The organism is Corynebacterium sp. LaCa117 (genome assembly GCF_046717765.1).
In the GTDB taxonomy this organism is placed as follows: Bacteria; Actinomycetota; Actinomycetes; order Mycobacteriales; family Mycobacteriaceae; genus Corynebacterium; species Corynebacterium kefirresidentii.
Map to the genome: position 1 here is coordinate 862798 of NZ_CP177102.1, position 18053 is coordinate 880850.

18 protein-coding genes are annotated in these 18053 nt (G+C 58.0%); 11 read left to right on the forward strand and 7 right to left on the reverse strand.

The features are described 5' to 3' along the window. Positions 1–128: 128 nt before the first annotated feature. Positions 129–1187: a DUF2786 domain-containing protein gene (locus ACLI1L_RS04400; protein ID WP_411708175.1), complete on the reverse strand. Its 1059-nt coding sequence runs from the start codon at positions 1185–1187 to the stop codon at positions 129–131. Between the two features lie 192 nt (positions 1188–1379). Here ACLI1L_RS04400 and ACLI1L_RS04405 point away from each other — a divergent pair, with 192 nt between their 5' ends. From ACLI1L_RS04405 to ACLI1L_RS04430, 6 genes are all read left to right on the forward strand, one after another. After that, positions 1380–2717: a glutamine synthetase family protein gene (locus tag ACLI1L_RS04405; protein ID WP_086587351.1), complete on the forward strand. Its 1338-nt coding sequence runs from the start codon at positions 1380–1382 to the stop codon at positions 2715–2717. 7 nt (positions 2718–2724) lie between these two features. Continuing rightward, complete coding sequence (locus tag ACLI1L_RS04410) at positions 2725–5796, forward strand: bifunctional [glutamine synthetase] adenylyltransferase/[glutamine synthetase]-adenylyl-L-tyrosine phosphorylase (RefSeq protein WP_411708176.1); 3072 nt, start codon at positions 2725–2727, stop codon at positions 5794–5796. 97 nt (positions 5797–5893) lie between these two features. Next, on the forward strand, positions 5894–6238 hold the full coding sequence (locus ACLI1L_RS04415) for a hypothetical protein (RefSeq protein ID WP_086587353.1): 345 nt from the start codon (positions 5894–5896) through the stop codon (positions 6236–6238). After that, positions 6231–6698, forward strand: a complete 468-nt coding sequence (locus tag ACLI1L_RS04420) for a hypothetical protein (protein ID WP_394286290.1) — start codon at positions 6231–6233, stop codon at positions 6696–6698. The genes ACLI1L_RS04415 and ACLI1L_RS04420 overlap by 8 nt, the downstream gene beginning before the upstream one ends. 143 nt (positions 6699–6841) lie before the next feature. After that, on the forward strand, positions 6842–7060 hold the full coding sequence (locus ACLI1L_RS04425) for a hypothetical protein (protein ID WP_411708177.1): 219 nt from the start codon (positions 6842–6844) through the stop codon (positions 7058–7060). Positions 7061–7070: 10 nt separating this feature from the next. Then, entirely contained in the window at positions 7071–7778 is a 708-nt protein-coding gene (locus ACLI1L_RS04430; RefSeq protein WP_394286288.1) for an AAA family ATPase, read from the forward strand. 14 nt (positions 7779–7792) lie between these two features. Here the strand turns inward: ACLI1L_RS04430 and ACLI1L_RS04435 are convergent, their stop codons facing one another. Further along, a complete protein-coding gene (locus ACLI1L_RS04435; RefSeq protein WP_411708178.1) occupies positions 7793–9100 on the reverse strand; it encodes an MFS transporter in 1308 nt (435 codons plus the stop codon). A gap of 39 nt (positions 9101–9139) precedes the next feature. On the opposite strand from ACLI1L_RS04435, the gene thrC reads away from it, so the two are divergent. The 4 genes from thrC to ACLI1L_RS04455 are packed head-to-tail and all read left to right on the forward strand — an operon-like array spanning position 9140 to position 12118. Further along, complete coding sequence (gene thrC / locus ACLI1L_RS04440) at positions 9140–10582, forward strand: threonine synthase (protein ID WP_411708179.1); 1443 nt, start codon at positions 9140–9142, stop codon at positions 10580–10582. 3 nt (positions 10583–10585) lie between these two features. Beyond that, the gene (locus ACLI1L_RS04445; protein ID WP_023021149.1) at positions 10586–10732 is read left to right on the forward strand and encodes a hypothetical protein; all 147 of its coding nucleotides are present in this window, start codon (positions 10586–10588) and stop codon (positions 10730–10732) included. Next, entirely contained in the window at positions 10710–11543 is an 834-nt protein-coding gene (locus ACLI1L_RS04450) for a trypsin-like serine protease (RefSeq protein ID WP_411708180.1), read from the forward strand. Before ACLI1L_RS04445 ends, ACLI1L_RS04450 begins: the two co-directional genes overlap by 23 nt. A 29-nt stretch (positions 11544–11572) precedes the next feature. Then, the gene (locus ACLI1L_RS04455) at positions 11573–12118 is read left to right on the forward strand and encodes an NUDIX hydrolase (RefSeq protein WP_411708181.1); all 546 of its coding nucleotides are present in this window, start codon (positions 11573–11575) and stop codon (positions 12116–12118) included. Here the strand turns inward: ACLI1L_RS04455 and ACLI1L_RS04460 are convergent. The 3 genes from ACLI1L_RS04460 to glnA all read right to left on the reverse strand — a co-directional run bounded on the left by ACLI1L_RS04460 (position 12115) and on the right by glnA (position 15200). Next, the gene (locus tag ACLI1L_RS04460) at positions 12115–12495 is read right to left on the reverse strand and encodes a hypothetical protein (protein ID WP_086587360.1); all 381 of its coding nucleotides are present in this window, start codon (positions 12493–12495) and stop codon (positions 12115–12117) included. The genes ACLI1L_RS04455 and ACLI1L_RS04460 overlap by 4 nt on opposite strands. Positions 12496–12559: 64 nt before the next feature. Beyond that, positions 12560–13525, reverse strand: a complete 966-nt coding sequence (locus ACLI1L_RS04465) for a TDT family transporter (RefSeq protein ID WP_411708182.1) — start codon at positions 13523–13525, stop codon at positions 12560–12562. Between the two features lie 241 nt (positions 13526–13766). Further along, positions 13767–15200, reverse strand: a complete 1434-nt coding sequence (gene glnA, locus ACLI1L_RS04470; protein ID WP_411708183.1) for a type I glutamate--ammonia ligase — start codon at positions 15198–15200, stop codon at positions 13767–13769. A gap of 118 nt (positions 15201–15318) precedes the next feature. On the opposite strand from glnA, the gene ACLI1L_RS04475 reads away from it, so the two are divergent. Then, complete coding sequence (locus tag ACLI1L_RS04475) at positions 15319–15792, forward strand: RDD family protein (protein ID WP_284835822.1); 474 nt, start codon at positions 15319–15321, stop codon at positions 15790–15792. Positions 15793–16101: 309 nt separating this feature from the next. On the opposite strand, the gene ACLI1L_RS04480 is transcribed toward ACLI1L_RS04475, so the two are convergent. Both ACLI1L_RS04480 and lipA read right to left on the reverse strand, forming a co-directional pair. Beyond that, positions 16102–16887, reverse strand: a complete 786-nt coding sequence (locus tag ACLI1L_RS04480; protein ID WP_005327093.1) for a DUF4191 domain-containing protein — start codon at positions 16885–16887, stop codon at positions 16102–16104. Between the two features lie 81 nt (positions 16888–16968). Next, the gene (lipA, locus tag ACLI1L_RS04485) at positions 16969–18033 is read right to left on the reverse strand and encodes a lipoyl synthase (protein ID WP_005327094.1); all 1065 of its coding nucleotides are present in this window, start codon (positions 18031–18033) and stop codon (positions 16969–16971) included. Positions 18034–18053 lie beyond the last annotated feature (20 nt).

An 18053-nucleotide genomic window follows, 5' to 3' on the forward strand; every position in this document is an offset into this window, starting at 1 on the left:
CCTTCTACTTTCTAGACCTAATCAATCTCATCGGTGATCTTACCTGTAATGACCTCATTGCGGTGCCATACTCTGCCCCCGTTCGCTAGCAGGGAACGGGGGCCAAGAACCGTATCAAACAGGGGAAATTACCGTGTAATTTCTGGAACTGAACCGAGCCCTGAGGCGTCGCCTCCCAAGTGAGATTTATCGGCAGCGGCAATGCCATCGTTGATGCCGTGCAGACTGTTCATTGATAGCGACATCTCAGTGAGATTGGGAAAGAGGCGGTTGCGGGTATCGATGGCGTGATCGGTGCGTGCTTGCAAAGCGGGAAGGGTTTGGGTGGCTATAGCCTCTGCATGGTGAGAGCAATACTGAGACTCACGCAGGTTTTCAGCAATTCCGTCCTCATTAGCTTGGGTGAGCAATTCACCGATACGGGCGGCATAGGACAGGCGGAAGCTGCGGCGATATGCGGCAGTGGAATTGGTAGCGCGGGCGATTTCCGCGCCATCGCCGTTACGCATAAACCAGTCGCATTGGCGGTTGAGGGAGGCAAAGAGGTCGGCGCAATGGGCGGCGTCGGCAGGAGCACCAATCACACAGGCTAGGCCTCTGTCATGGATGAGGAGCGTGGTGCATCCATTGGCGTCAGAGATGGTGCTGAGCAGGGAAGCCTGGTGCTTGATATAGGGCGGGTGGATGTGCACGCGGTGGGAAATGAGATTGGGGAGCTCGGAAGTAAGCAGATCCTCGATGCGATACTTCTGTTGCAGGGACTGCGCCTTAGAAATCAGAACCTCGGCCTCGTCTTCAAAACTGGTGGACTCAGCCTTGCGTAAAAGGCCTAGGACCTTTGCGCGAATTTTGCGTTGTTTATCGCTAAGCCCGTCTTCTCGCAAGGATTCACCAGTGGCCAAAAGTTCAGTATCGCGCAGCCGAGGCAGGTGGATGAGCTCTTTCATAATGGCGCGCAGCTTATCGCGCGGAATGAAATTTTCGTCCGGCGGTGCCATTTGCAGCCAGGCCTTGCGTAAGGCAGGGGAGGTAATTCGTGCCGGCACATGGGGGCTAGCACGGTAGATAATGGGGTAAGCATGCGGGCCTAAGATGTGCTCTAAATCCGCCGGTGCCCAACCATGTTGCGCGGCGGTGATGAGGCGTTCGATTACGTGAGTAGAAAGGTCATCGCAGTGGGTGGTCATAAAACTTCGTCCTTTAAGAGGTGTACGTGTGTTCGCTTGCTTCCTCAGCAAAGCATGCACCTCAGTTGGCACATGAAGGAAAAGCCCCCGCTTGATACCCCCTAGATACTCTTGCGACCTGCGCATTTTACCCTGGAAAAACTGTCGCATGAACTGCACATCCCTCGGAGGTGAGCCGGTAAGGTCTAAGGCATGAATAGCCAACACGAATTTGTCCTGCGAACCGTTGAGGAACGTGATATCCGCTTTATCCGCCTGTGGTTTACGGATATTTTGGGCGCCCTTAAATCCGTGGTCATGAGCCCATCCGAGCTAGAATCGGCCTTTGAAGAAGGTGTTGGCTTCGATGGTTCTTCCGTGGAAGGGTTCTCCCGTATCTCTGAGTCTGACACCATTGCGCTGCCAGATCCCTCCACCTTCCAGATTCTGCCCTTTGATATGGATGAGCCGGACCTGCAATCGGCCCGCATGTTCTGCGATATCGCGCAGCCGGACGGCCAGCCCTCCATGGTGGATCCGCGCCATATCCTGCGCCGCCAGGTCACCGAGGCCGCCAATGATGGATTTACCTGCATGGCCTCACCAGAAATCGAGTTCTACCTTTTTGAGCGTGGCCGCGAACTCACGGACTTGGTGCCGACCGATAATGGTGGTTATTTCGACCAGGCTACGCATGATACCGCCCCGCTTTTCCGTAGGAAGGCGATGCTGGCGCTGGAATCACTGGGAATTGCCACGGAGTTTAGCCATCACGAAACCGCACCGGGGCAGCAAGAAATTGATCTGCGCCATGCAGACGTGCTGACCATGGCTGATAGCATCATGACTTTCCGGCACGTAATCAAACAGGTGGCAACCAACTCAAACGTGCGCGCCACCTTCATGCCCAAGCCTTTCGAGCATCTGCCAGGCTCTGGCATGCACACCCACTTGAGCCTTTTTGAAGGCCAATCTAATGCCTTCCACGATCCGGACGATGAATTTTCCTTGTCGCAGACTGGCCGACAGTTCATCGCCGGAATCCTGGAACACTCCACGGAGATGTCCGCCATTGTTAATCAGTGGACAAATTCCTATAAGCGCCTGATGTTTGGCAACGAGGCACCGGGTTCAGCAACCTGGGGCGTGTCTAATCGCTCTGCGTTGGTCCGCGTGCCCACCTACCGGCTTACTAAGGAAGATTCCCGCCGGGTAGAAATTCGTTCTATTGATGCCTCCATGAACCCGTACTTGGGTTATGCGGTGCTCTTGGCAGCTGGTCTGCGAGGCATCCGGGAAGGCTACGAACTCGATGATCCAGCTGAGGACGATGTCCACCAGCTCACCCGCCGCGAACGCCGGGCAATGGGATATAAGGATCTGCCCACCAGCCTGGACCAAGCATTGCGCGAGTTTGAAAAATCCGAGTTCATGGCGGAGGTGTTGGGCGAGCACGTCTTTGAGTTCTTCCTGCGCTCCAAGTGGGATGAGTGGCATCGCTATCAGAGCCAGATCACCACCTTTGAGCTGCGCAATAACCTGAATTTCTAGGAGAATAATGCGTCCTGCTGCTGTGCCTTCACCGGCCACGCTTGGCCTTACCCACCCGCATGCTGCTTCGGATATTGAGCAGCTGGGCTGGAATAATCCAGAATCGGTCAATCTTTTGTGGACCCTTGCGGCCGTGGGGGATCCAGACTTGGCCCTCAACAATCTGATCCGCATTTATGAGCAAGTCCCAGAGCTCGATGAGGCTGTGCGCACCAATGAAACGGTGCGCGTGCGCCTTTTTGCCCTGCTGGGTGCTTCGACCGCCTTTGGCGATCACCTCGCGGCAAACCCTGAGTTGTGGCGAGAACTAGAAAAGCCCCTCCCGCAGCCCGAAGAGATGCTGCAGAGCCTGCTCGGCGCCGTCGACGCCCGGCCCGCGGAATTTGCTCAGGATAGTGATCGGCCCGATCCGGCGCGAGAGGATCTTGGCGCGCCGGGCACCTACCGCGCCGGCGAGGGAGAGCATAAGCAGGCGCTGCGCACGACCTACCGCACGTTAATGATGCGCATTGCCGCCTGCGATGTGGCCGGTACCTTCCATGCACGCAAGGGCCAGACCACACCCCAGCCGGAGGTAGGATTCCGCCAGATTACGGCGCTGACCACCGCGCTTGCCGACGCCGCCTTAACCGCCTCCCTCGCCTGCGCTGTGCGCACCATCTACGGGGACGAGCCTGTAGACGCGCAACTAGCAGTCATGGCGATGGGAAAGTGCGGTGCGGGGGAGCTGAACTATATCTCTGATGTGGACGTCATTTTCGTCGGCAGTGAGGCAACCCCACGGGCCATGCGCCTGGCGGCGGAGTTCAATCGCATTGGCTCCACCACCTTCTTCGAAGTAGATGCGAACTTACGCCCGGAAGGAAAATCGGGTGCTTTGGTGCGCACTTTGGAATCACACGTTGCCTACTACAAGCGGTGGGCGGAGACTTGGGAATTCCAGGCGCTCCTGAAAGCGCGCGCGATGACCGGTTACCTACCACTGGGCCAGGACTATCTGGATCAGATCCGCCCGATGGTGTGGACGGCCTCCCAGCGCGAGTCCTTTGTGGAAGACGTCCAGGCCATGCGCCGCCGCGTGCTGGCTAATGTTCCTGCAGAACTAAAGCATCGCGAGCTGAAGCTGGGCGTGGGTGGCCTGCGTGATATTGAATTTGCAGTCCAGCTCTTGCAATTGGTGCACGGGCGTTCCGATGAAACGCTGCGCGCATTATCCACAGTGGATGCGCTGGAGGCATTGGTTTCGGCAGGGTATGTCGGCCGTGAGGACGGCACCCAGCTCATTGAAGCCTATGAGTTTTTACGCTTGCTTGAGCACCGATTGCAATTGGAGCGCTTCCGGCGAACGCACACGCTGCCGGATAGTGATGATGAAGACGGGATGAAGTGGCTGGCGCGCATCGCCGGCTTTTATCCGCAGGGCACTCAATCTGCAGCCGAGCGCATGCTGTCGCACCTGCGCCGGATTCGCCTGCGCATCTCCGAGCTGCATTCGCGCCTGTTTTACCGGCCACTTCTTAATTCTGTGGTCACCATGTCCGCCGATGAGCTGAAGCTCTCGCCCGAGGCCGCCAAGCTGCAGCTGGCCGCGTTGGGTTATAACCATCCAGACCGCGCCTTTGAGCACCTGACTTCCCTGGCGGCAGGAACCTCACGCAAAGCACGCATCCAGGCGATTTTGCTGCCCACCTTGATGGAATGGCTTTCCGATACAGCAGACCCAGACATGGGCCTGCTGAACTATCGCAAACTCTCCGAGGCCGCGAACGATAGGTCGTGGTTCTTGCGCATGCTGCGCGATGAAGGAATTGTGGGCCAGCGGCTCATGCACATCCTGGGCACGTCACCGTTTACCTCGGATCTGATTATTAGCGCGCCGGATTCGTTAAAGCAGCTTTCTGACGGTGCCACTGGCCCCAAGCTGCTGGAAACCAAGCCCGACCAGGTCTCCAAAGCACTGGTTAATTCCAGCAAGCGCCACGCCGACCCGGATAAAGCGGTGGCGGTGGCTCGCTCGCTGCGCCGGGTAGAGCTTGCCCGCATTGCTAGTGCGGATTTGCTGGGCTTTATGCCGGTCAAGCAGGTGTGTTATGAGCTATCTACCGTTTGGGATGCCGTGCTGGAAGCTGCCCTTCGCGCCGAGGTGCGGGCATGGCGCCTAGCCAACGAGGATGCGGAGCCACCAGCGCGCATTGCCGTCATTGGCATGGGCCGGCTGGGAGGCATGGAGCTGGGCTTCGGTTCAGATGCGGACGTGCTCGTGGTAGCAGAACCCGCCGAACAGGATGCTGACTCTGATGCGGAAGGGGAGGCAGTGAAGTGGGCCATCGGGATCGTCGATAAGCTCCGGCGCCGCTTGTCTAAGCCCTCGGGAGACCCGCCACTGGATGTCGACTTAGGCCTGCGTCCCGAAGGCCGCTCCGGTGCGGTGGCGCGCACTATCTCCTCCTATGAGCGTTACTACCGCGAATGGGGCGAGTCCTGGGAGCTACAGGCTTTGTTGCGCGCGGCCTTCGTTGCTGGGGATAAAGAGGTAGGCGAGCGCTTTATATCCATGGTGGATAACTTCCGCTATCCAGAAGGCGGCGCCAGCGCATCTACCATTCGCGATATTCGGCGCATGAAGGCACGTGTGGACAATGAGCGCCTACCGCGCGGCGCGGACCGCAATACTCACACCAAGCTTGGTCGCGGTGCGCTAACCGATATTGAATGGACCGTTCAGCTACTGACGATGATGCATGCCCACGAGTACGCCGAGCTCCATGATCCGTCTACGCTGCGCGTGCTTGATGCTTTGGAAGAAACCGCTATCCTTTCCGCCGGGCAGGTATCTGACCTGCGCGAAGCCTGGCTTATGGCTACCGACGCCCGCAATGCGCTAGTGCTTGTGCGCGGCAAGCGCGTGGACCAACTGCCTGGACCTGGCCCGCAGCTGGCCCAAGTAGCCGGTGCCGCCGGATGGGCACCGGAAGATAACCAGGAGTTTTTGGAACACTATTTGAAACTAACCCGGCATGCCCGCAAGGTAGTCGATGAAGTCTTTTGGGGCGAGGAGGAATCCTTCGAGCATTCTTAGAGTTGCCCTTGAAAATCCCCGGTGTGAGCACTGCGGCCTTACTTTTTGCACTGCCGGACTCTAGAGTGGGATGGGAAAGAGGAAGGACTGGCTAGTTATGTCTTTTAAGCTGCAACTTGATGTGGATAACGCTACGGTAGGCGAGCTATCCGCATTGCTTTCCGCTGCGCGTGCCGCGGGCGTGCGCGACGGCGACGCCCTCCACCTTGATGGCACCACAGTGACCATTGAGGTCTCCACACCCCGGGAACAAAAGCCCACACCGCCGAGCCCAGAATCAGCGCCGCAAAATTCCCGCCAAACCCCTCGCTCATGGGGCCGCGCCGACCGCATAGGGGAGGCCACCATTCGCTCCATCATTGATGCCCTCAATGATCGTGGCGAGAACCCGCGCGGCAATGACTACGGTTCTTTTAGCGATGGCGCTGGTTTCCATGGCTAAAATCAGTGGGGTACACCGCCGCAAACTCATCTATCTATGGGTCTTTGTGGCCGTGGCCGTCATCGTGGCCATCGCAGTAGGGGTATGGGCAACCAACCGCGACAATCCACCCAAAGGGACAAAGACTGTGGGCGAGGCCGTGGCCGGTGGCGTAGTCCAAGAAGACGTTCCTGCGCAGGTCAATGGTGCCATTAAGGACGATGATTCCACCGATGCTAACCGGGTGACCTCCCTAGCTAAGGCATTGGGCATTCCCCTAAAATCCGTCCCGCGAGATATTACCCAGACCGAAAACGGTAAGTCTGATGTGCGCGTGTACCTTGAGCGCGAGCTGAGCAGTGCAGTGGAAGCCGGTGACATCAGCGAATCCGATGAAAAAGCGGTTCTCGTAGCTTTTGAGAGGGGCCTTGTTATGCCGGCTAGTGATGGGATCGTGGCGGAAAGCTACCCGGCAAACTAGCCGGGCTTAACTGCGAACTGGGGATGAAAATTCAGGCAACCCGCAGCCGGGCGGCATGGCCTTGGCAGTAACTCTTCCTAAGGTAAAACATCACAAATCGGTAACGAGCAGGGTGCTCGGTGCCGAAGCCTTTGGAGGAGACTATGACTTTCAAGACCACGCTATCGACCGCGGTGGGAGTAATCGCCGCCATCGCCATCCCCATCACCGGTGGGGTAGGAGTGGCCTATGCCGTCAATACCGTGCCGGCCGATACCATCGCCCAATCACTTCCCACTGGTGAACTGGCCGGCCACCTGAAAAACTTTGGTGCGGAAGCTACACGTGAAGACGCGCTGCGCATATTGGATGAGCTGAATTAGTCTAGAGGCCATGCTGATTGATGCCCTAAGCCTGAAATTTAAGCCCGATGACTACAGGGCAAAGCTGCCGGTATTCGATTACTTGGCCGACCTAGGAAGCTTTAAGCTGCGGAGCCCGGTAACCGTCTTCGTGGGGGAAAACGGCATTGGTAAATCTAGTTTGCTCGCCGGCGTGGCCAGTGATTTGGGCTGCTCTCCCGAAGGCGGACGGATGGACGATCCCGATGAAATCGTTCCCCGCAGCCCCATTCGCTGCGTCACGGATAAAGTCATCCAACGCGCCTATTTCCTACGCGCTGAAAAACACGAGCATCTAATTGCACGCGGAGATTCATCGGACGAACGGGCAGGACGCTCCACCTTGTCCCAGAATGTAGATTTATCTCGCCGCTCGCACGGACAATCCGTCTTCGACATGCTCTATGAGCACATCAATGGCCAAGGCGTATATGTCCTTGATGAGCCAGAATCGGGACTTTCCGTTATCCGGCAGCTGGCCCTAGTGGGGGAAATAGCCCAAGCGGTTGACCGCGGCGCGCAGATAATCATCGCCACGCACTCGCCAATTCTTTTGGCCTGCCCGGGGGCAGACATTGTGGAACTAAACGATACTGGCTTTGAACGCATCGCCTTCGATGAGGCGGAAGCCGTGGCGGCTACCCGTGAGCTTTTAGCGGATCCTGAAGGAACCATCCGCTTTATTGTCAACCCCGAGTAACCAAGCTCTGGCCTTTAAGAAACCTCCACGATGGTGACAGAAGGCCCATCCTCGCCAGCGCGGCGCCGCAGGAAGTGGGTGACTACCACACCAATCATGCCGACCACCCACACGGCTAGCACCGCAGCGGAGGCCGCAGTGAAATCCGCCATGGAGTAGTTAGGGGCAGCAGAGGAATGGTCCAACACCATGCCGAAGAGCTGAGCGCCCAGCATGCCGGAGGTAAACCCGCCCATATTGCCCAGGCCCGTAGCAGTGGCCACCACAGATCGATCCATGCGCTCGCGCACGATATCGAAGCCATAGTTAGCCGTCGGCGTGCAGAGCGCGGTAACGAAGGACACCACCAAAATCGCGGCCAAACCACTGTCGGTGCCGAAGGTAAAGAAAATGAGCCAGGTCAGAACGTGGACTACTACAAAACCCAGGCTGAGCCACGGGCGAATATGCTGTGCACGGGAAGAAATCTTGCCGTGCAATGGGCCGACAAGGACCAAAAATACCGCCAACAAGGTAAGCACCAGGCTGGACTTCGCCTTGGATAGCTCCATTCCTTGGGTCATCATTGGCATTCCCCAGAGCATGACAAAGACGATGAGCGGGAGCATACCGATGTAGTGAATGAAGTAGGCCTGCCATGCCACTGGGGAGCGGAATACCTTTTTCAGGCGCGCCGGGATGCTGGTGGCCTGAGAGTTGGGCGGTTCTTTTTCCGTAGGGATAATGCCCAGCTTTTCCGGTGAATCTGCCACCGCCACAATCGCGGCGATGGCCACGAGAATGCCCACCGCACCAAGGGTAACGAAGGCGGCGGTCCAGCCGGCTGCGCCCAGCAACCACAAGAAAGGCACTGCGGAGATGAACTGGCCCATTTGCCCGAGCGACGAGGTCACCTGGGTAAACATTGGCGTGCGGTGCAGCGGGAACCAATAGGGAAGGATGCGCATCACGGAGAGAAACGCCGTGGCATCGCCCGCGCCAATAAGTATGCGGGCAGCGATGGCTACGCCGTAGCTGGTGGTAAAACCCAGCACTACCTGGCCGATGCCCATGATGACGGCGCCGACTACCAGGAGTAGGCGTGGGCCAAACTTATCGATCAATATGCCGGTAGGAATTTGGGCTAGGGCATACACGCCCAGCTGCACGGAGGTAAAAACAGCGATACGGCCGGCGTCAACATCGAAGCGCTCAATAGCGTCCAGGCCGGCAACGCCAAAAGAGGTACGGCCAGTAATCGCTACGAGGTAGACCGCCATGGCGGCCACCCAAATGCCTAAAGCTTGAGTGGTAATGACTTCTCTCGGATTCGGCTGCGACATGGCTGATACCTTACGCCTTAACTACTAAGATTCTTTTGTGTGAAGTATATTTCGACCCGCGATACCGCCCGTCAGCCCGCATCTTTTACGGATATTCTCCTTGGCGGGCTCGCTCCCGATGGAGGTTTGTACCTGCCAGAGAGCTACCCGCAGTTGGATTTCGCCACTTTAAATTCATGGCGCACGCTCCTTGCGGATGAAGGCTATGCGGCACTCGCGGCCGAGGTGCTCAAGCTTTTCATTGACGATATTCCAGCGCAAGATATCGAGGATATCGCCGCCCGGGCCTATACCAGCCCCAAGTTTGCAAACCCGGAGATCGTCCCCGTTACCGAACTGGGAGAGGGCCTTTTTATCGGGCACCTTTCTGAAGGACCCACTGCGGCATTTAAAGATATGGCCATGCAGCTTTTGGGGGAGCTTTTTGAATATGAGCTCGCCCGCCGCGGCGAGACGCTGAATATTTTGGGCGCCACCTCCGGTGATACGGGCTCTTCAGCAGAGTATGCGATGCGAGGTCGCCAGGGCATTCGCGTTTTTATGCTCACCCCGGCCGGCCGCATGACGGCCTTCCAGCAGGCACAGATGTTTGGCCTGGATGACCCGAATATCTTCAATATCGCCCTTGATGGCGTCTTTGATGATTGCCAGGATGTGGTCAAGGCGGTCTCGGGAGATGCCGACTTTAAGTCCACCTACCGTATCGGTGCGGTCAATTCCATTAACTGGGCGCGGCTTATGGCCCAGGTGGTCTACTACATCTCCTGCTGGCTGAAGGTCACCGACAATGCCGAGCAGAAGGTTTCCTTCAGCGTTCCTACCGGCAACTTTGGCGATATCTGCGCCGGCCATATCGCCCGCCAGATGGGGCTTCCCATCGATCGCCTCATCGTGGCTACCAATGAAAATGACGTGCTAGATGAGTTTTTCCGTACCGGAAACTACCGCCCGCGTGCTGCGGCAGAGACCATGGCTACGTCTTCGCCGTCGATGGATATCTCGCGTGCCTCTAATTTTGAGCGGTTTGTGTTCGATTTGCTCGGCCGCGATGCAGCCCAAGCCGCGGAGCTTTTTGGCACGAAGGTCAAAGAGGGCGGTTTCAGCCTCAACCAAGAGAAGGTCGTCGCCGCCGGTCAAGAGTACGGATTCCTATCTGGCTCCTCCACCCACGCCGATCGCCTCGCCACCATTAAGGACGTGCACGAGCGTTTCAACTACCTGGTGGATCCGCACACAGCCGATGGCATTAAGGTCGCCTGCGGCGCGCAGCGCGAAGGCGTGGAGACGCCCATCGTATGCTTGGAGACTGCACTGCCGGTGAAGTTTGCAGAGACCATCACAGAGGCCATTGGCTCTGCCCCCGAGCCGCCTGAGCGTTTTGCTGGCATTCTCGATACCGAGCGGCATGTTAAGGACTTGCCCAATGATGCTGCGGTGGTCAAGGATTACATCACCACGTCGATTCAGAAAACGGAGGTTTAGCTAATGGCCTTAGAAAATTTTGCCGGCCCGGAACACTACACCGAGTTTGACCCAGAAAAGTTCATCCGCGATCTCAAGGCCCAGGCGGAGATGGCTAAGGATGAGGATGCTAAGGACGACGCCGGGGATGCGGGCGCGGATAGCAACTAGCGTTGGTGCAGTCTGCACGGCCGTGCTCCTCGCGGCCTGCAGCCCGATTCGGGGTGGGGAAGAACCAAGTTTTTCTGCCCTGTCTTATAAAAACCTCATTCCTAATGAGGCCTATTCTCCGGCCGTGGCGCCGATCGCGCCGGGTACGGCTCTTGAGCTCTCCGGCGATGACCCGCAGCCAGGCGCTTATTTCCAGTACCACTCTTGTACGGCGGCATGGTCATTTACGCTTGCCGACGCCCGCACTATCGCCGTTACCGCCGGCCATTGCGGCAAACCTCACGATAAGGTCTGGGCTGGCTCTGCCGACGGTGAGTTCAAATACCCCGCCGAGCCCATTGGTGAGGTCATTTATTCTGATATCTACGCCGAAAAGAGTTATGACCTCGACGTAGCTTTTATCGAAATCACCGGCAGTGCTGATTACTATGTCCCCGGGGAGGTGGACAATACCGTCGCCACCTCGCTGGCTCATCTGCCGCAGAAGGTGTGCAAGCTGGGCGTGGTTACTAATGAGACGTGTGGATCGCTATCCCATGATGCGGAAATTGCGCAGCTCACCTGGCAGGACCGCCAGTGGGATTCGCTTGCTGCACGGGCACACGTGTGCAGTACCAATGGCGATTCGGGCGGGCCGGTCTATGGCGAGGTAGAAGGCAAACAGACCATCGTGGGCGTGGTCTCCGGAACGACGCAATCCCTCGAAGAAGGGCGCTCCTGCGAGAACACACAGACGGATATGGAGCTGACTTTCACCTTGGCTACCGATATTCAACGGCTTGCCAAGAAGGTTCTAGGCCCGATGGCCTAGATCGGCGGCACTGGTCTACCCTAGGTGGCATGCCGACTCCAGATTTCATTGTTCAGCTGCGCGAAAAGATTGGTCACGATCAGATCTTCGTGCCGGCCTGTAGCGCCATTATCCTCCGCGATGTACCCGCAGACGCCGCATTGTGGGAGGTTCCTTCCGTGCTCCTAGTCAAGCGCTCCGATAATGGTGTGTGGACACCGGTGGAAGGAATCTGTGAGCCGGGCGAGGAAATTACCACCACTGCGCTGCGAGAGGTCAAAGAAGAAGTCGGACTCGAGGCCAAGGTGGAAGCGCTTTTGGGCATAGGGCAAACCGGCCCAGTGACCTATCCCAATGGCGATGAGTGCACCTTCATGGGAACGGCGCTGCGAGTGTCGGTAGCGGATGGCGCAGAGCCGGTCCTCAGTGATGAAGAAAATACCGAGGCGGATTGGTTCTCGGTGGCGAAGCTTCCTGATAGCGTTTCGCGCCGCCACCGCCTCATGATTGCTGACGCGGTAGCTCAGATGAAACATCCCCGCGGCTTTGTTCCACGTATGGGCTGGATGAAGCGCAGCGAGCAACCAGGGCTTTAGGTCGGCTTTGTTGCGGCGTCGGCAAGCAGCTTGCACAGATGCTGCGGATTGCGGGCGGCGATAAGCTCTTGTGCAATGCAGTCGCGCGCAGTGGCGATGTCTTCTTTATCGCCGCAGGCAATCACCGCAGTATTGATGGTGATGAGGACCTTGCCCTGTCGCGCCAACTCATAGAAAAACGGGCAATCATCTGCACTCCAGCGCCATGCTGTGGCGTAGAAGTCCCGTGCGCCTTGGCCCAGCCACGACGTCTCCAAGAGCAGGTGCTCGCCGTAGAGATAGATGCCGTTTCGCTGCACGCCGGCGAGTACCTGTCTTACTGCAGTCAGATCCGCGCGCTCCCAAGGGATGAAGGTGATGGGGCTGGAGCTATGCATCAGCGGCGACCGGTGCGGCGCTTCCCACCTTCAAAGCTGGCGTCTCGCATAGCGGTTGCTCCTTTTATTGGCCTGTAGTGATAAGTGGCTCTTCAGGGCCTGTTTCCTTTTTGCCTTCCCATACCCAGCTCAGGAAGCGGGTGGAGCACAGCATCCAGTGTGCGGTGAGGAGAACCGGGATGGTGAGCGCAATGGCGTCGATAAGCTCGGAGCCATTGACCAATGCCAGCTGGTGGCCGCCCATGCTGACGGTTCCCGGCGGGAAGGTGCACGACCACCAGGCAGGGGAGTAGGGGACCCACCGAGCTACGTTGGGATAGAAGGTAAACATCGCGTAGATGGATAGCGGAATGGCGATGATGAGGGCAGTCAGGCCGTAATAAATGGATACCGGGCCGGGGAAAAGAATCTGCATTGCCGTGGTGGACTGGCCTACCACGCCTAGTGGTACCCACGCGGTGGCTGATTTACCGCCAGTAAAATCCACCTGCCCGTGCCATGCGGCCCAGTACACGCGAGCGAAGGTCGGCACCGCCGTTGCCAGGGACATGAAGAAAAATATCGTGCCCATTACGTGGTAGAACTGGCCGTAATCGTGAGCCAGCCAACCAGAAACCGAGGCCGAAATCATGGGGCCAACCAGTGGCAGGCCCCAGGTGAACTTCGGCTCGCCATCAAAGCGCGTGAGCTGGATAGCCCACGTGATAACCGTAATTGGGCCACCGATCCAAAAGCCGACGAGGCGGAAAGTAGGAATGTCTGTGAGCCCGGAAAGCGCGGCGCCGAGCGCCAAGATTCCGATGAAAAACATCGACCATTCCGCCATCGTGGTGCGCTCGAAGCTGGGATGGCGGTAGCGCAAGAAACCCGCGGTGAGGACGACAAAGATGACGCAAGCAATGGCGGCAAAAATGCCAGCCAGGACCATCATGCCTTCTTCCACGAGTAGGCGCGAAACGATGGAGGTGCCCATGAGGCTGCCTCCCCACGCGGGGCCAGGGGCTGGGAGTTGGCGGAATCTATCAGTCACACCCACATGTTAATTTCTTTCGGTAGGGTTATCAGAATTTTGCTCTCGTTTGGGCTGGTGAGAACTCTCGCTAAGTATGGATTTAGGGGCGGGGGTCAAGCCTAGATCATCTTGTGGCATCGATCGCATCTCGCGGGGTCGGCTTAGAAAAAGCAAGTCCCGAGACCCACTGAAGGTCTCGGGGCTGAGCTTTGTAGGCGCGTGCCCTTTCGTCCCCTATAGGACGTTGGCTAGCGCAGCTTTAACAGTCGAAATACATCTCGAATTCCTGCGGGGTCGGGCGCAGGCGAACGGGGTTAATCTCGTTCTCGTACTTGTAGTTGATGTAGGTCTCGATGAGGTCCTCGGTGAAAACATCGCCTTCGGTGAGGAAGTCCATGTCCTCCTGCAGGGCCTTGAGGGAAGCCTCAAGAGAGGTCGGTGCCTGCGGGATGGACTCAGCCTCTGCAGGCGGCAGCTCGTAGAGGTCCTTATCTACCGGAGCGTGTGGCTCGATGCGGTTCTTTACGCCGTCGATGCCGGCCATCATCATGGCGGCAAAGCCCAAGTACGGGTTGCCGGATGGGTCCGGAGCGCGGAATTCGATGCGCTTAGCCTTCGGGTTGGAACCGGTAATCGGGATACGGATTGCAGCGGAGCGATTGCGCTGGGAGTAGACCAGGTTAATCGGAGCCTCGAAGCCCGGCACCAGGCGGTGGTAGGAGTTCAGCGTCGGGTTGGTGAACGCAAGCACAGCACCAGCGTGGTGGAGGATACCGCCAATATAGTAGCGGGCGATATCGGAAAGACCTGCGTAGCCAGCCTCGTCGTGGAAGAGAGGCTTGCCGTCCTTCCACAGGGACATGTGGGCGTGCATGCCGGAACCATTATCGCCAGCCAACGGCTTGGGCATGAAGGTGGCGGTCTTGCCCCACTGCGCTGCGGTCTGCTTGACCACGTACTTGAAGGTCTGAATGTCATCGCCCGCGTGCAACATGGAATTGAAGCGGTAGTTGATTTCGTTCTGGCCGGCGCCCACCTCGTGGTGGAAGCGCTCGATGTGGAAGCCTACCTTTTGCAGGTTTTCCACCATGGCGTCGCGTACCTCACCATGCTTGTCATACGGCGCGGTGGGGAAGTAGCCGCCCTTCATGCGCGTCTTGTAGCCGGTGTTCGGAGCGCCGTCAAAGTTGGTTTCGCTATCGCGGTTCCACCAGCCTTCATCGGAATCAACCTCGTAGAAACCGTGCTCGACATCGGTGCTAAAGCGCACGGAGTCAAAGAGATAGAACTCGGCCTCAGCGCCAAAGTTGCAGGTATCGGCGATGCCGGTGGACTGCAGGTACTCTTCCGCCTTGCGCGCGATGTTGCGCGGGTCGCGGGAGAACGGTTCAAAGGTAAATGGGTCGTGGACGAAGAACTTGATATTCAGGGTCTTGGCCGTGCGGAACGGATCAATATGCGCGGTGGCTGGATCCGGCAGCAGGGTCATATCGGACTCATCGATGGTGGTGAATCCGCGGATAGAGGAGCCGTCGAAAGCGAGGCCGCTTTCGGCATCTTCTACGGTGAACTCTTCTGCTGGGATGGAAAAGTGGTGCTCGGTGCCTGGGACGTCCGTAAAGCGGATATCGACGAACTTTACGTCCTCGTCCTGAATAAATTGGACGATGTCCTGCACTGTCTCGAAAGACACGTTTGTCTCCTCGTTGTTGACCGGTGAATTGTCTCTCTATAGCCTACTAGGTTCTCGCCTTAGGCATCGCGATTCCCCTCGTTTCACATCTCACTTTCCGCCCGCTAGATTGGTGAGCATGGCAGATAAGCGTACGTGGCTCGACGGCCCAAATATTCCGGGCGAATACGATGATATGGAAGGCCCCGGTCGCTGGCCGGGAGAAAAGCTGGGTCTTCCGGAGTCCGGACCGGGGTCACTAGCTTCCGTTGGCCGCCGCGCCGGCGCTGTGGCGATTGACTGGATCGTGTGCATGCTCATTGCCAATTTGATCCACATGTTTACTACGGAACTCGGTGGTGTGGCCTTCTTGGGCTACGCGCTGTGGGTAGTCATGGGAATCGCATGTGGTTGGCTTTTCGCTCGCACACCCGGCATGTTGCTTTTAGGCATGGGTGTTGCCCGGCTTGACGTTCCCGGTGCCCGCGTGGGCTTGTGGCGCGCGGCGTTGCGCACCGTGCTGACCGGAGTGCTTTTTCCGGCGGCCATGGTAGACGCTGATGGCCGCGGCATGCACGATCGCGCCACCGGCACCATTGTTATTCGTTCCTAAGTTTTTCCGCTGCGCTCCCATTAGGGTTGCTCTTTGTTAAGATACCCGTCACGGTGGTCGATATAGCGGCAGGAGAAGTGGCACGATTATGCGGATAAAGGTCTTGGCCATAATTGGGGTGGTCTTAATAGCAATCTCGGTGGGTATTGGCTGGCCTTATTGGATCACGCAGGGCTTAGCTATTGTGGTCTTAGTGCTGCTTATTATGGCCAGAATGGAAAAGTAGTCTCGGCTGCTAAACCCCACGGGTTTGGGATATAGGAAAATCCCTGCCGCACCACGTACGGTGCGGCAGGGATTTTTTAGCGCTTATTTGTTTTTCTTGCGCTGCTGGGCGCGGCGCATGCGGCGGTTCATGCCGGCCATGTTCTGGGCCTGGTGGGGAACCGGGCCCTTGGGCATGCCCGGGGTGGTACCCGGCATGGAATCCATGGCTTCGATGCGGCGGATGTTTTCATAGGTCTCGTTCTTATTGAAGTTGCGTGGCAGCTTCATGACCTTATTGCGCAGCTTGGATACGGGAACCTCGTCCTCGCCGTTGCCTACGAAGATCTCGTAGACGGGAACGCCGCCGGCGATCTTGTCTACACGCTTCTTAAGCTGGTTCAAGGTGGGGCGTACGCGATTCTTATTGCCCTCGCAAACGAAGATGACGCCGGCGTTGCCGATGACGCGGTGGATAAGATCCTGCTGGCGGGTGGCGGCCACACCGGTCTTTACGGACCACACGATGCCCACGGTATTACGGAGCTGCTGCTCCAGCGCCCAGCCGGCAGCGCCCGGCTGGTCTTCCACGCGCTTGTACATATCGCGCTCAAGGCGGCGGGTGAAGAGGAACATAGCGAGCAGCGCGCCGATGCCCAAACCGAGGATGAGCATGAACCATTCGCCGCCAAAAAGCATGCCAATGAGGAAGAAGAGCAAGCCCATGCCCAGGAAGGCACCCAGCATGATGGGGATAAGCGCCTTATCCTGCTTGCGCTGCATATTGAATGCTTGCCACATCTGGGACCAGGTTTGCTTACGCTGCTGGCGCTTGGCCGCGCGTTCTTGCTTCTTTGCAGCCTTTAGTGCTGCCTTGTCATCTTTCGCCATGGCTCCTACTTTAAAGGTCAACGGGCATAAATGTTAAAACGGCCCACGCGAAAAGCGCAGGCCGTTATGAAAACGTTCGGTTTAGCGGATGGTGGCCGCCGCCGAATTTGCATTAGCCGGGGTCTTGGCCATGCGGGTGGTCACTGGAGTCTCTTCCGAGGGGCCGTACTTCTCCAGCAGGGTGGAGGCCTCTTGGGCGGTAGCCCCCTGGGAGGTCTCCGCCAAGTGCTTGAGGTTCTCCGGCAGCTCGAAGCCGCGCTTTTCCATGGCCTGCACGTAGAGGCGGCCGGCGCGGTAAGAAGAACGCACCAGCGGGCCGGACATGACGCCGCCGAAGCCGAGTTCCTTAGCCAGCTTGGAGTGGGCCACGAATTCCTCCGGGCGCACCCAGCGCTCAATCGGGTGGAAGCGCGGGCCGGGGCGCAGGTACTGAGTGATCGTGATGATATCGCAGCCAGCAGAACGCAGGTCACGCAATGCTTCCTCGACCTCGTCCTCGGTCTCGCCCATGCCCAAAATCAGGTTGGACTTGGTAATGAGGCCATAATCATGTGCCTGGCGGATGACGTCCAAGGAGCGCTCGTAGCGGAAGGCCGGGCGGATGCGCTTAAAGATGCGCGGCACGGTCTCCAGGTTGTGCGCGAAGACCTCCGGCTTGGCCTCGAAGACCTCCTCCAGCAGGTCCGGTTTGCCAGAGAAATCCGGGGTGAGGTTTTCCACGCCGGTGTGGGGGTTAAGCTCGTGAATCTTGCGCACGACCTCGGCGTAGAGCCATGCACCCTCATCGGGGAGATCATCGCGGGTAACACCGGTAATGGTGGTGTAGTTAAGGTCCATTTCCCGGATATTCTCGGCTACGCGGCGCGGTTCATCGCGGTCTAGTTCTTCCGGCTTGCCGGTGGCAATATCGCAGAAGTCGCAGCGGCGGGTGCACTTATCGCCACCGATGAGGAAGGTAGCCTCGCGGGATTCCCAGCACTCGTGGATATTCGGGCAACCTGCCTCCTGACACACGGTGTGCAGGGAGGCCCCAGCCACGCGGGACTTCATGTCCTCATAGCCCGGGCCAGTGCGAACCTGGTTGCGGATCCAGCGTGGCTTTTGTTCGATGGGTGACTCCGCATTCTTCTTTTCAATGCGGAGCATCTTGCGTCCTTCAGGCTTAA